The sequence below is a fragment of the Microbacterium sp. SORGH_AS_1204 genome, assembly GCF_030818935.1.
Lineage (GTDB): Bacteria > Actinomycetota > Actinomycetes > Actinomycetales > Microbacteriaceae > Microbacterium.
Genome location: NZ_JAUTBD010000001.1, coordinates 2,457,062 through 2,470,475 on the forward strand (window position 1 = coordinate 2,457,062; position 13,414 = coordinate 2,470,475).

Genomic DNA, 13,414 nt, shown 5'->3' on the forward strand with positions numbered 1-13,414 from the left:
CGCGCCGCCCGGGTGACCGGGCGACGCGCGTCAGCGATGAAGCGGCGTCAGGAGACGAGGGCGGCGTTTCCGGCGACGATGGTGAGTTCATCGTTCGCCATGGACAGGAAGCCGTCCTCGGCGTTGGCCAGGATCTTGGTGCCGTCGGTGCGGGTGATCCGCACCTCGCCCTGGGCGAGGATGGCCAGCACCGGCTCGTGGCCCTGCATGAAACCGATCTCGCCCTCGACCGTCTTGGCGACGACGAGCGATGCCTCACCCGTCCACACCTCGGCGTCGGCCGACACCAGGCTCACGCGAAGCGCCATCTCAGCCGTTCTCCTTCTGGATCTGCGCCCACTTGGCCTCGACGTCGGAGATACCGCCGACGTTGAAGAACGCCTGCTCGGCGACGTGGTCGAAGTCACCCTTGACGATCGCGTCGAACGACTCGATGGTCTCCTTGATCGGGACCGTGGAGCCCTCGACGCCGGTGAACTTCTTGGCCATGTAGGTGTTCTGCGAGAGGAACTGCTGGATGCGACGTGCGCGCGACACGACGATCTTGTCCTCTTCCGAGAGCTCGTCGACACCGAGGATCGCGATGATCTCCTGCAGTTCCTTGTTCTTCTGCAGGATCTGCTTCACAGCGGTGGCCACGCGGTAGTGGTCGGCACCGATGTAACGCGGGTCGAGGATGCGGCTCGTCGAGGTGAGCGGGTCGATGGCCGGGTAAAGACCCTTCGACGCGATCTCACGCGAAAGCTCGGTGGTGGCGTCGAGGTGCGCGAACGTCGTCGCCGGAGCCGGGTCGGTGTAGTCGTCAGCGGGCACGTAGATGGCCTGGAGGGAGGTGATCGAGTGACCACGCGTCGAGGTGATGCGCTCCTGGAGCACACCCATCTCATCGGCCAGGTTCGGCTGGTAACCCACGGCGGAGGGCATGCGTCCCAGAAGGGTCGACACCTCGGAACCGGCCTGCGTGAAGCGGAAGATGTTGTCGATGAACAGCAGCACGTCCTGCTTCTGCACGTCGCGGAAGTACTCCGCCATCGTCAGGGCAGACAGGGCGACGCGCAGACGCGTCCCCGGCGGCTCGTCCATCTGGCCGAACACGAGGGCGGTCTTGTCGAAGACACCCGCCTCTTCCATCTCGCCGATGAGGTCGTTGCCCTCACGGGTGCGCTCGCCGACACCGGCGAACACCGACACACCACCGTGGTCCTGCGCGACGCGCTGGATCATCTCCTGGATGAGGACGGTCTTGCCGACACCGGCACCACCGAAGAGGCCGATCTTTCCACCCTGCACGTAAGGGGTCAGGAGGTCGATCGACTTGATGCCGGTCTCGAACATCTCGGTCTTGGACTCGAGCTGGTCGAAGCTGGGCGCCTTGCGGTGGATGCCCCAGCGCTCGGTCACCTCGATCGTCTCGCCGGGGGCGCCGTTGAGCACCTGGCCGGTGACGTCGAAGACCTTGCCCTTGGTGACGTCGCCGACGGGCACCGAGATGGGGCCGCCGGTGTCGCGCACATCCTGGCCGCGGACGATGCCGTCGGTCGGCTTCAGCGCGATGGCGCGCACGAGGTCGTCGCCGAGGTGCTGAGCCACCTCGAGGGTGATCTCGGTCGACTCGTCGCCGATGGTGATGGTGGTCTTGAGCGCGTTGTAGATCTCGGGGATCGCGTCGTGCGGGAACTCGATGTCGACGACCGGGCCGGTGACGCGCGCGACGCGTCCGACGACGGCCGCGTCGGTCTTCTCGGCGGTGAGGCTCATGGCTTCTTCTCTCCTTGGGAACTTACTTGCCGGATGCCAGGGCATCGGCGCCGCCGACGATCTCGGCGATCTGCTGCGTGATCTCCGCCTGGCGCGCGTTGTTGCGCAGGCGGGTGTAGTCGGTGATGAGCTTGTCGGCGTTGTCGCTGGCCGACTTCATCGCCTTCTGCGTCGCGGCGTGCTTGGCCGCCGACGACTGCAGGAGGGCGTTGAAGATGCGGCTCTGCACGTAGACCGGCAGGAGCGCGTCGAGAACCGTCTCGGCGTCGGGCTCGAACTCGTACAGCGGGTAGATCTCGGACTGGGCCGGAGCCGCCTCCGCCTCGATGACCTCGAGGGGGAGCAGGCGCACGGACTCCGGCGACTGCGTCATCATGCTGACGAAACGGTTGTAGACCAGGTGGATCTCGTCGACGCCGTCGTTGTCGCCACCGGCGCGGTACGCCCTCAGCACGGCTTCCGAGATCTCCTCGGCCGTCGAGAACTGCGGAGTGTCGGTATCGCCGACCCACTGCTCGATGCTCGGCATGCGACGGAACTGGAAGTACCCGACCGCCTTGCGCCCGACGAGGTAGAACACGACCTCTTTGCCCTGCGAACGCAGGAGCTCCGCCAGCTCGAGACCCTCGCGGAGGATCTGCGAGTTGAAGGCGCCGGCCAGACCGCGGTCGGAGGTGAAGATGACCACGGCCGAACGGCGGATGGTCTCGCGCTCGGTCGTCAGCGGGTGGTCGACGGACGAGTACGTGGCCACCGCGGAGACGGCGTTCGTCACGGCCCGCGCGAAGGGGGATGCCGCGCGCACACGCGCCATCGCCTTCTGGATGCGCGAGGCCGCGATGAGCTCCATCGCCTTGGTGATCTTCTTGGTCGTCTGAGCAGAGCTGATCTTCTGCTTGTAGACCCGGAGTTGTGCGCCCATGATTTACGTTCTCGTACCGTCGCGCTTAGCGACGGCCCTTGACGATCCGCTCCTGGTTGACGTCTTCCGCCTCGGCGGCGTCGACCTTCTCGGCGCCGACGACGCTCTGGTCCTTGCCGGGCTGGAATTCCTTCGTGAACGCGTCGATCTTCTGCTCGAGCTCTGCGAGCGTGTCGTCACCGAGCACGTTGGTCTCGCGCAGCGTGTCGAGCACCGTCGAGTTGCGACGCAGGTAGTCGAGCAGTTCACGCTCGAAGCGCAGCACGTCGGACACCTCGATGGTGTCGAGCTTGCCGTTGGTGCCGGCCCAGATCGAGACGACCTGCTCCTCGACCGGGTAGGGCGAGTACTGCGGCTGCTTGAGCAGCTCGGTGAGACGGGCACCGCGAGCGAGCTGACGACGCGAGGCCGCGTCGAGGTCGCTGGCGAACATCGCGAACGCCTCGAGAGAGCGGTACTGCGCGAGCTCGAGCTTCAGCGTTCCGGAGACCTTCTTGATCGACTTCACCTGAGCGTCGCCGCCCACGCGCGAGACCGAGATACCCACGTCGACCGCGGGACGCTGGTTGGCATTGAAGAGGTCGGACTGGAGGAAGATCTGGCCGTCGGTGATGGAGATCACGTTGGTCGGGATGTACGCCGAGACGTCGTTGGCCTTGGTCTCGATGATGGGCAGACCCGTCATCGAGCCGGCGCCGAGCTCGTCGGACAGCTTCGCGCAACGCTCGAGCAGACGCGAGTGCAGGTAGAAGACGTCGCCGGGGTACGCCTCGCGGCCCGGCGGACGACGCAGGAGGAGGGACACGGCGCGGTAGGCCTCGGCCTGCTTCGACAGGTCGTCGAAGATGATCAGGACGTGCTTGCCGCCGTACATCCAGTGCTGGCCGATGGCCGAACCGGTGTAGGGGGCGAGGTACTTGAAGCCGGCGGGGTCGGAGGCGGGGGCAGCGACGATGGTGGTGTACTCCATCGCGCCGGCGTCTTCGAGGGCACCCTTCACCGAAGCGATGGTCGAGCCCTTCTGGCCGATCGCGACGTAGATGCAACGCACCTGCTTGTTGACGTCGCCGGACTCCCAGTTGGCCTTCTGGTTGATGATCGTGTCGATCGCGATGGCCGTCTTGCCGGTCTGGCGGTCGCCGATGATGAGCTGACGCTGACCGCGGCCGACGGGGATCATGGCGTCGATCGCCTTGATGCCGGTCTGCAGCGGCTCGTGAACGCTCTTGCGCTGCATGACGCCCGGAGCCTGGAGCTCGAGGGCACGACGACCCTCGATCGCGATCTCGCCGAGACCGTCGATGGGGTTGCCGAGCGGGTCGACGACGCGGCCCAGGTAACCATCGCCGACGCCGACCGAGAGCACCTCGCCCGTGCGCGTGACGCTCTGGCCTTCTTCGATGCCGGAGAACTCGCCGAGCACGACGACACCGACCTCGTTCTCGTCGAGGTTCTGGGCGAGGCCGAGCGTGCCGTCCGCGAAGCGGATGAGCTCGTTGGCCATGACGCCGGGAAGGCCCTCGACGTGAGCGATGCCGTCGGCCGCGTCGACGACGGCGCCGACCTCGGTCGCCGCAGCGCCGGTGGGCTCGTAGGCGGTGACGAAGTCCTTCAGCGCGTCACGAATGACGTCGGGGCTGATAGAGAGATCTGCCATTGTCTTCCTTCGTTCGTGGGGCTCTTGGCCCCCAGATCCACACCCTGACGGGCGGAAAGTCTTCAGCCTGCGATCCGCTGGCGGAGGTCCGCGAGACGTGCGGACACGCTCGCGTCGATGACGTCGTCTGCGACCTGCACGCGCAGTCCGCCGACCACCGTCGGGTCGATGACGGTGTTCAGCGTGACCGCTGAACCGTAACGGGCGCTGAGCGCGTTCTGCAGACGGGTCTGCTGCTCGGCGCTCAGGGGCGCGGCCGCCGACACCGTGGCGACGATGCGCGAGCGCTGGTCGGCGACGAGACGCTCCGCGCGGCGCAGCAGCGCACGAACGCGGCGGCCACGCGCGTGCTCGACGAGCGAGGACACGATCAGCGCTGTGCCGGCGCTCGCGCGACCGTCGAGGAGGGTCGAAACCAAGGTGCCCTTCGCCGAGGCGCCGCCCATGCGACCGCCCAGGGCGAGTTCGAGCTCTCCGTGAGTGGCCACGGTGCGAGAGAACGAGAACAGTTCTGCCTCGATGTCGCCCGTCTCGGCAACGGCCGTCGCGCGGACGGCGAGTTCTTCGAGTCCCTCGACGAACTCGGCTGCGCTGGACCAGCGCTGCCGTGCCGCGCCGCTGAGCAGTCCGACGGTGACGGGGCTGTACGACGGGCCGAAGACCGCCGAGACGAGCCCCGCACGGGCATCGGACGGCACCGACGAGTCGGACAGCGCGCCGCTCAGCTGCGACGATCCGCTCACGGCGGCGACGGCCGCGAACAGCTCGCGCGCGACGTCGAGATCGACGGCGGACGTGGAGGTGAGGGCCTCCGACGTCGCGGTCCGGGCCTGAGTGGTCGCGCTGCCCATTACTTGGCCGCCTTCTCGGATGCTTCGAGCTCGGCGAGGAAGCGGTCGACCACGGCGTTCGCGCGGGCGTCGTCGGTCAGGGTCTCGCCGATGACGTTGCCGGCGAGGTCGACCGCGAGGGTCCCGACCTCGGAACGCAGCTGGACGAGGGCCGTCTGGCGCTCCGCCTCGATCTGCGCGTGCGCGGACGCGGTGATGCGGGCGGCGTCGGCAGCCGCGGTCTCGCGCGCCTCGGCGACGATCTTGCGGCCGTCCTGAGTGGCGGACTCGCGGATCTCACCGGCTTCGCGACGCGCCTCGGCGAGCTGAGCGGTGTACTGCTCGAGAGCGGCCTCGGCCTGGCGCTGGGCCTCGTCGGCCTTGGCGATGTTGCCCTCGATGGCAGCACTGCGCTCGTCGAGCAGCTTCGCCATGCGCGGCAGAGCGACGCGCCACACCACGACGGCGATGATGACGAAGCACACCGCCGACCAGATGATGTCGTACGCGGCAGGCAGGAGCGGGTTGTGCGCTTCTTCGCCCGCGGGCTCCGCGGCGAGTGTGACAAGAGCGTTCAGCATCCTGTCTCCTTACAGTGAGTCGAGAGCGGCCGGATCAGGTGAAGATGAAGCCGGTCGCGATACCGATGAAGGCGAGCGCCTCGGTGAAGGCGATACCGATGAACATCAGGACCTGCAGGCGGCCCGCGAGCTCGGGCTGACGGGCGACACCCTCGATCGTCTTGCCGACGACGATGCCCACGCCGATGGCGGGGCCGATGGCGGCGAGGCCGTAGCCGATCGTGGCGACGTTACCGGTGACCTGGGCGAGAACCGTAGTTGCGTCCACGGGTTTTTTCCTTTCGTTGGGTGGCTCGGCGTGCGCCGGGCCGCTCAGTGCTCTTCTGCGACCGCGAGCTGGATGTAGACCGCGGTGAGGATCGCGAAGACGTACGCCTGGAGGAAGGCGACGAAGATTTCGAACAGGGTGAAGGCGAGACCGAAGGCGAGGGAGCCGGCGCCGAGCGCCGTCCACCAGCCGCCGAGCCCGACGACGAAGAACTGCGTCGCCGAGAAGAACAGCACCAGCATGAGGTGACCGACGACCATGTTCATCAGCAGACGCAGCGTCAGCGTGACGGGACGGATGATGAAGGTCGAGAGGAACTCGAGCGGGACGATGATGATGTACAGCGGCCACGGCACACCCGAGGGCAGCAACGCATTCTTGAAGAACCCGCCGGGGCTCTTCTTGATGCCGGCGTAGATGAAGGTGACGTACGCCACGATGGCCAGCAGCATGGGCACGGCGATGACGCTCGTACCGGCGATGTTCAGACCGGGGATGACACCCGTGATGTTCATGAACAGCACCATGAAGAAGATCGTGGTGAGGATCGGCAGGAAGCGCTTGCCGTCCTTGCGTCCGAGGATGTCTTCGGCGATGTTGACGCGGACGAAGTCGAGGCCCATCTCGGCGATGCTCTGGAAACGACCGGGGACGACCTTCATGCGGCGCGTGCCCAGCACGAGGAAGAGCACCAGCGCGAGCGTGGCCAGCATCTGCGTGAGGTTGATGCGCGTGATCGCGAAGATCGTGCCCTCGAACAGCACCGCGTCGGGGAAGAACTCCGAGATGGACGGCGGGTGGAACTCGGCACCCGCGGACGCGAAGTTCGTGATCAGGGTCGCAGCTTGAGTAGTCAGCGCTGGCTCCAGCTTCGGGGCATCGGTGTGAACCGTTGCGACGATGGTCGGTGATGGTACCCGAAGTGCAGACCTGGAGGAGAGTTCCTATCGCGGGTGGGTACTTATGCCACCCTATCAAACTCCCAGCCTGTGCATGCGTCCGGGGGGGGCGATCGTCTCGCCGCCGGAGTAACGCGCACGACGCGGCCGGCCCGCGGGCGAGGCGCCGCGTGTCACGCGCGCCGGTCTCCGGCCTCGGGGTCGGTGGGCAGCATCACATCGCTCGCACTGGGCACGCGCATCCTCATCAGCACGACGACGTCGACCGCCAGCGACGCGAGGACGCTCACCACGAGCGCCACGTAGAAGACGACCAGGTCCACCCAGTCCTGCCCGCGCAGCACGGCGATGGCGACGATGAAAAGAATGAGCTTGAGCAACCAGCCGCCGAGGACGATTCCGAAGAAGATGGGAACGTAGAGCGCGTCGCCGTACCAGCGGTTCGCGACGAGGATGCTGGTCGCCGTCACCGCCAGGAAGATCGCGCTGACGGCGACTCCCGCGAGGGCGCTGCCGAGCCCCGGCCCTCCCCCTACCAGGAAGCCGACGACGGCGCCGATCATCAGCAGGACGACGGTGACGATCCCACCCCAGACCAACGCGGTGCGAAGTACCGGCGTGCTCGAGAGGGGTCGAGGTGCGTCGGGCGTGGTGCTGCTCATGAGGGGGTCTCCGGTCGGTTCGGTCGGACGCGACGGGACAACCGCCGCAGACGATGCTGTGAAGGAAGAAGTGTGAGCACGGCGCACGCGGCCACTCCGGTCAGACCGAAGACGATGCCGATGGCGTAGTCGCCGGGCCAGCTCTGCTGGGTGCCGATGTACATCAGCAGGAACGCCAGGCTCACCACGGCGGTCCAGCTGTAGAAGATGAGCACCGCGTCGCGGTCGGTGTGGCCCATGTCGAGCATGCGGTGGTGCAGGTGCTTGCGGTCGGGCGAGAAGGGCGATCGACCGGCCCACTGGCGGCGGGCCACGGCGAGGCCGAAGTCGAGCAGCGGCAGCAACACGATCACCACGGGCAGCAGGATGGGGATGAACGCGCCGAGCAGTTGCGAGCGGCCGATCTTCTCGGGGTCGAGGACGGCGGGATCGAGCTGGCCGGTGATCGCGATCGCCGAGCTGGCCATCAGCAGCCCGAGCATGAGCGCGCCCGCATCTCCCATGAAGAGCTTGGCCGGCGTCCAGTTCATCGGCAGGAAGCCCAGACATGCGCCGATCAGCACCGCGGCGATGAACGAGGCGAGGTTGAAATAGGTGCTCGCTCCGGTGTCGCGCACCAGCAGGTACGAGTAGGCGAAGAAGACGCCGTTGGCGATGAGGCACACACCCGCGACGAGACCGTTCAGGCCGTCGATGAAGTTGACGGCGTTCATCACGACAACGAGCGCGAAGACGGTGAGCAGGAAGCTCACCCAGCTCGACCCGACGGTCAACGCCCCGATCGGCAGCGACAGGATCTGCAGCTGTCCGAACCACGCGATGATGCCCGCGGCCACGAACTGCGCGCCGAGCTTGATCATCCAGTCGAGATCCCAGAGGTCGTCCGCCACACCGACGAGCACGATGAGCAGTACCGCCCCCAGCAGCGACAGCACGGGCACGGGGTCCGCCCAGAGGATCGCGAAGTACGGGTTGCGGCTCGACAGGGCGAAGGCCGCCACGACGCCGAGGAACATCGCCACACCGCCCAGGCGCGGTGTGGGCGTCTGGTGCACGTCACGATCCCGGATGCCGGGATACAGCTTGAAGCGCAGGGCGAGCTTCCACACCACCCACGACAGCGCGAGCGTCACCGCCGCCGTGAAGAAGATGATGAGGAGATACTGGGTCACGGACCCGGCGCCTCGGCATCCGGTGTCGGCTCGATCGACGGCTCGGCGGGGGCGACGGTGTCGTCGACGGGGTCGGGCTCGAGGAGGTCGCCGAGCACCGCGCGCAGTCGCGTACGCGAGATGGCGCCCTCGCGGAGCACGCGCACCTGCGGCTGCGCACCGCCCACGAGAGTGGTGGCATCCACGATGGTCGAGGCGATGCCCGTCTCGCTGGGGCCGGCGTCGAGGTAGGCGGCGACGCTGTCGCGCAGCATGTCGCGCGCGGAGTCGATGTCGACGGCAGCGGCCATGCCGGTGAGGTTCGCGCTCGACACGGCGAGCGGGCCCGTCTCCTCGAGCAGCTCGAGGGTCAGCTTCTGTGCGGGCATGCGCACAGCCACCGTGCCGTGGGTGTCGCCGAGGTCCCACGACAGCGAGGGCTGTGCGGGCAGGACGATGGTCAGGCCGCCGGGCCAGAATTCGCGCACCAGATCGTCGACCGCGGGCGGGATCTCGGCGACCAGGGCGCGAAGCGTCGCGACGCCGGCCGCGAGGACGGGCGGTGGCTGCTGGCGTCCGCGCCCCTTCGCTTCGAGCAGGCCCGCGACGGCGCGCGCATTGAACGCGTCGGCGGCGATTCCGTAGACGGTGTCGGTGGGAAGCACGACGAGTTCGCCTCGGCCGATCGCCTGACGCGCGTGGCGCATCCCGGACAGCAGCTGCGACTCGTCACGGCAGTCGTAGACGGGTGACATGTCGCGCGCCAGTCTAGCCGGGCCGTGCGGGGTGCGTGATCAGGGGCGGACGGCGACGGTCGCGCGATCGCGCAGCGTGAGGTCCTGATGCGTGGCGGCCGAGCGCCACCCGTCGGCGGTGAGGATGTCGCGGATCGCGGCCCCTTGCCACTCGCCGTGTTCGATCACGATGGTGCCGCCGGAATGGGCGAGGCGCAGGCCCACCTCGCTGAGCCGGCGCACGGCATCCAGGCCGTCCGGTCCGCCGTACAGGGCGGCCGGCGGGTCGTAGAGGCGCACCTCGGGATCGCGCGGGATCGCGTCGTCGGGAACGTACGGCGGATTGGATGCCACCACCGAAACGGTTCCGTCCAGCTCCGGGAACGCCACGGCGAGGTCCGCGAAGGCGAGGGTGAGGTTGTCAGCGCCGACGCGCGCGACGTTGTGCTTGGTCCAGATGAAGGCATCGACCGAGTTCTCGGCGGCGAAGACGCGCGCGTGAGGAACCTCCGTCGCCATCGCGAGGGCGATCGCGCCCGACCCCGTTCCCAGATCCACGGCGATCGGGGAGTCGGATGCCACGGCGCGCAGGGCGTCGATCGCGAGCTGGGCCACCATCTCGGTCTCGGGCCGGGGAACGAACACGCCCGGTCCGACGGCGAGCTCGAGTGAGCGGAACGGCGCCACACCGGTCAGGTGCTGCAACGGCTCGCGCTGGCAGCGCCGGTCGACGAGCGAAGCGAGAGCGGTGGCAGCGGCATCCGGCATGCGGTCGCCGCGCACGGCCGCGGCCTGCACTCCCCCGCGCGAGGTGTCGAGCACGTGCGCAACGAGCAGCTCGGCGTCGACCTGGGCGTCGGGGACTCCGGCCGCACCGAAGCGGCGGGCGATATCGCGGACGATGTCGGTGACGAGAGCGGGGGAAAGCGGGGGCGAGGGCGTCTCGGGCATGACGGAACCCCAGCTTAGTAGCGCAACGTCATACAAGAACCGGTGTCGGAGGCCTCGCCTAGGATCATCACGTTCTGATCGACGGCGAAAGGCGCCCCATGCCCGGCATTCACTCCGACATCACTTCAGCATTCGGCGACACTCCTCTGGTGCGGTTGAACCGCGTCGCCGAGGGGACACAGGCGCAGATCCTGCTGAAGCTGGAGTTCTACAACCCGGCTTCGAGCGTCAAAGACCGTCTGGGCATCGCGATCGTCGACGCGGCCGAGGCGTCGGGAGAGCTCAAGCCCGGTGGCACGATCGTCGAGTCGACCAGTGGCAACACCGGCATCGCACTCGCCATGGTCGGCGCGGCGCGCGGCTACAAGGTCATCCTCACCATGCCCGCGTCGATGTCGAAGGAGCGCCGCACCCTGCTCAAGGCCTTCGGCGCCGAGCTCGTGCTCACCGACCCCACCAAGGGCATGAAGCTCGCCGTCGACGAGGCCAAGCGCATCGTCTCCGAGACCCCCGGTGCCGTCTGGGCCCGTCAGTTCGAGAACGAGGCCAACCCGGCCATCCACCGCAAGACCACGGCCGAAGAGATCCTGCGCGACACCGAGGGCAAGGTCGACTACTTCGTCGCCGGCATCGGCACGGGCGGTACCATCACCGGCGTCGGCCAGGTGCTGAAGGAGCGCGTCCCGGGCGTGCAGATCGTCGCGGTCGAGCCCGCCGACTCCCCCATCCTCACCAAGGGCCACCCCGGCCCCCACAAGATCCAGGGCATCGGCCCCAACTTCGTCCCCGAGATCCTCGACCGCGACATCCTCGACGAGGTCATCGATGTCGAGTTCGACGACGCGATCCGCCTCGCCCGCGAGACGGCGGCCAAAGACGGCATCCTCGTCGGCATGTCGTCGGGTGCCGCCATCTGGGCCGCCCTCGAGGTCGCCCGTCGCCCCGAAGCCGCGGGCAAGAACATCGTCGTGATCATCCCGTCCTACGGCGAGCGCTACCTCTCGACCGCGCTGTACGAGCACCTGCGCGAAGACTGACGGTGGGGGCACTCTCCCGCATCCGCGAAGACATCTCCTCCGCCAAACTCCGCGATCCCGCGGCGCGTGGCGGGCTGGAGATCGCCCTGCTGTACCCGGGCTTGCACGCCGTCTGGTCGTACCGCATCGCGAACCTCCTGTGGCGACGGGGCCTGCGCTTCACGGCGCGGGCTCTGTCGCAGGTGACCCGGTGGCTGACCGGCGTCGAGATCCACCCGGGTGCGACGATCGGCCGCCGTTTCTTCATCGACCACGGCATGGGTGTCGTCATCGGGGAGACCGCCGAGGTGGGCGACGACGTCATGCTCTACCACGGCGTGACGCTCGGTGGTCGGCAGCGGGAGGGCGGCAAGCGTCATCCCACACTGCACGACGGCGTGGCCGTCGGGGCCGGGGCGAAGATCCTCGGACCCATCACGTTGGGGGCGGGGACCGTGGTCGGCGCGAATGCCGTCGTCACGCGCGATGCACCAGCCGACAGCGTGCTCGTGGGCGTTCCGGCGAAGGCCCGCACGCGGCGTGCCGGCGAAGACACCCGCGCCCTGCTGACAACGCCGGAGTACTGGATCTGACAACCCTCGTGCGGGTCCGCCATCGCCGCGGACCCGCACGAGAGCGGCTCGGTCAGACCGACAAGCGGTTCTCCGCCGCGGCCAGGTGGTCGTATCCGGGGGTACGCAGCATCTCGTGCAGATGGCGGCGCCGCACGCCCATGTTGCCGCCGTCGTAGATCGGCAGGCACAGCACGTCCTGCATGATGTCGCCGAGCGGGACGCGGTCGCCGTAGGAGTCCACCCCGACCAGGCGCATCGCGTCGTAGACCGTCTGCACGGCGAGCTCCGAGTTGTAGATCTTGGACATGTTCGACAGCTCGCGGTCCAGTCCCCCGGTCTTGTCGAAGTGATCGGCCGCCTTCCAGGCGAAGTATCGCCCCACCTCGATCCGGGTCTTGATGTCGGCGAGCATGTAGCCGGCGTTCTGATGGTCGATGACGGGGACGCTGCCCGAGCGCTTCTCGGTCGAGACGAAGTCGTAGGCGATCTCGAACGCGCGGCGCATCTTGCCGACCGCCGCCGCGGCGATGCTGGAGCAGGTCCACGAGAAGGCTCCCTTCGTCAGCGCCATCCCGTCGCCGGGCGCACCGATGAGGTTCTCCACGGGCACGCGGACGTCGACGAAGTCGACATACGGCGAGTTCGTGGCGAGGTGGCCCATCGTGTCGATGATGCCCGAGAAGGTGACGCCGGGCGTGCCCTTCTCGACGACGATGATGGCGAGCGACTCCGCCGGGGGCTTGGTCTCGTCGATGCGGCAGACGACGCTGATGATGTCGGCGCCCTCGTCGTCCCAGCCCGAGGCGTTGGTCGTGTACGCCTTCCGCCCGTTGATGACCCACTCGTCACCGTCGCGGACGGCGAAGGTCTGCACGCCGTACCGGGGGTCGGGGTGGTCGAAGTTGGCGCCTCCCGCGGCCTCGGTGAACGCGATGGCCGCGAGAGCAGGGCTGCCGTCGACGAAGGGGGCGAGGAAGCGCTCCTTCTGCTCGGGCGTACCCGCCGTGATGATCGGGAACGTGCCGAGACCGGTACCCAGGACGATCGTCGGGGTGTTGATCTCGACTCGCGCGAGCTCTTCGCAGGCGAGGGCGAACTGCAGGTTGCTGAAACGATGACCGCCGTTCTCGGCGGGGATGAGTCCCTTGACGAAACCGGCATCCACCATCTGCTGGTAGAAGGGCTTCAGTGCGCGGAACCGGTCGAGCGGGTCGGGAATCGGCGCGATGACGTCGGGGACCTGGCTCAGAACGGTCTCGGCGAACTCGCGCGCCTGCAGGCGCAGACCGAGCTGCTCGTCGGAGAGGGTGAAGTCGATGGCCACGGGGGTGCTCCTCGTTCGTTCGGGTGAAGGTGTGGGTAGCGTCGCAACGACTCGCCCGGTGTGGATTGGACGCCCGTGCACGCCCG

The 13,414-nt window shown here is 67.9% G+C and carries 15 protein-coding genes; 2 read left to right on the top strand and 13 right to left on the bottom strand.

What is annotated here, in order from left to right; all coding sequences use genetic code 11:
• Positions 1 to 47: 47 nt before the first annotated feature.
• The 12 genes from QE410_RS11310 to prmC form a co-directional block, all read right to left on the bottom strand.
• A complete protein-coding gene (locus QE410_RS11310; protein ID WP_307331872.1) occupies positions 48 to 308 on the bottom strand; it encodes a F0F1 ATP synthase subunit epsilon in 261 nt (86 codons plus the stop codon).
• Between the two features lies 1 nt (position 309).
• Positions 310 to 1,758 (bottom strand): F0F1 ATP synthase subunit beta, encoded by a 1,449-nt coding sequence (atpD, locus tag QE410_RS11315; RefSeq protein WP_307331875.1) that lies wholly within the window; start codon positions 1,756 to 1,758, stop codon positions 310 to 312.
• A 22-nt stretch (positions 1,759 to 1,780) separates the two neighbouring features.
• Positions 1,781 to 2,680, bottom strand: a complete 900-nt coding sequence (locus tag QE410_RS11320) for a F0F1 ATP synthase subunit gamma (protein WP_307331878.1) — start codon at positions 2,678 to 2,680, stop codon at positions 1,781 to 1,783.
• Positions 2,681 to 2,705: 25 nt separating this feature from the next.
• Positions 2,706 to 4,337, bottom strand: coding sequence for a F0F1 ATP synthase subunit alpha (gene atpA / locus QE410_RS11325; protein ID WP_307331881.1), 1,632 nt, complete (start codon positions 4,335 to 4,337; stop codon positions 2,706 to 2,708).
• A 62-nt stretch (positions 4,338 to 4,399) separates the two neighbouring features.
• Positions 4,400 to 5,188 carry a F0F1 ATP synthase subunit delta gene (locus QE410_RS11330; RefSeq protein ID WP_307331882.1) on the bottom strand — a complete coding sequence of 263 codons (789 nt, stop codon included), beginning with the start codon at positions 5,186 to 5,188 and terminating at the stop codon, positions 4,400 to 4,402.
• A complete protein-coding gene (locus QE410_RS11335) occupies positions 5,188 to 5,748 on the bottom strand; it encodes a F0F1 ATP synthase subunit B (protein WP_307331885.1) in 561 nt (186 codons plus the stop codon). The genes QE410_RS11330 and QE410_RS11335 overlap by 1 nt, the downstream gene beginning before the upstream one ends.
• A gap of 34 nt (positions 5,749 to 5,782) precedes the next feature.
• Complete coding sequence (atpE, locus tag QE410_RS11340) at positions 5,783 to 6,016, bottom strand: F0F1 ATP synthase subunit C (RefSeq protein ID WP_043360904.1); 234 nt, start codon at positions 6,014 to 6,016, stop codon at positions 5,783 to 5,785.
• A gap of 44 nt (positions 6,017 to 6,060) precedes the next feature.
• Positions 6,061 to 6,780 carry a F0F1 ATP synthase subunit A gene (atpB, locus tag QE410_RS11345; protein ID WP_373459343.1) on the bottom strand — a complete coding sequence of 240 codons (720 nt, stop codon included), beginning with the start codon at positions 6,778 to 6,780 and terminating at the stop codon, positions 6,061 to 6,063.
• Between the two features lie 308 nt (positions 6,781 to 7,088).
• Positions 7,089 to 7,577, bottom strand: a complete 489-nt coding sequence (locus QE410_RS11350; protein WP_307331889.1) for a hypothetical protein — start codon at positions 7,575 to 7,577, stop codon at positions 7,089 to 7,091.
• Positions 7,574 to 8,749 carry an MraY family glycosyltransferase gene (locus QE410_RS11355; protein ID WP_307331893.1) on the bottom strand — a complete coding sequence of 392 codons (1,176 nt, stop codon included), beginning with the start codon at positions 8,747 to 8,749 and terminating at the stop codon, positions 7,574 to 7,576. The genes QE410_RS11350 and QE410_RS11355 overlap by 4 nt, the downstream gene beginning before the upstream one ends.
• On the bottom strand, positions 8,746 to 9,483 hold the full coding sequence (locus tag QE410_RS11360) for an L-threonylcarbamoyladenylate synthase (protein ID WP_307331895.1): 738 nt from the start codon (positions 9,481 to 9,483) through the stop codon (positions 8,746 to 8,748). Before QE410_RS11360 ends, QE410_RS11355 begins: the two co-directional genes overlap by 4 nt.
• Positions 9,484 to 9,522: 39 nt before the next feature.
• Positions 9,523 to 10,413 carry a peptide chain release factor N(5)-glutamine methyltransferase gene (gene prmC / locus QE410_RS11365; protein ID WP_307331900.1) on the bottom strand — a complete coding sequence of 297 codons (891 nt, stop codon included), beginning with the start codon at positions 10,411 to 10,413 and terminating at the stop codon, positions 9,523 to 9,525.
• A gap of 98 nt (positions 10,414 to 10,511) precedes the next feature.
• Between prmC and cysK the strand changes: the two genes are divergently transcribed.
• Both cysK and epsC read left to right on the top strand, forming a co-directional pair.
• A complete protein-coding gene (cysK, locus tag QE410_RS11370) occupies positions 10,512 to 11,450 on the top strand; it encodes a cysteine synthase A (RefSeq protein ID WP_307331903.1) in 939 nt (312 codons plus the stop codon).
• Between the two features lie 2 nt (positions 11,451 to 11,452).
• A complete protein-coding gene (gene epsC / locus QE410_RS11375) occupies positions 11,453 to 12,022 on the top strand; it encodes a serine O-acetyltransferase EpsC (protein ID WP_307331906.1) in 570 nt (189 codons plus the stop codon).
• Between the two features lie 52 nt (positions 12,023 to 12,074).
• Here epsC and QE410_RS11380 read toward each other — a convergent pair whose 3' ends face one another.
• Complete coding sequence (locus QE410_RS11380) at positions 12,075 to 13,328, bottom strand: acyl-CoA dehydrogenase family protein (RefSeq protein ID WP_307331909.1); 1,254 nt, start codon at positions 13,326 to 13,328, stop codon at positions 12,075 to 12,077.
• Positions 13,329 to 13,414 lie beyond the last annotated feature (86 nt).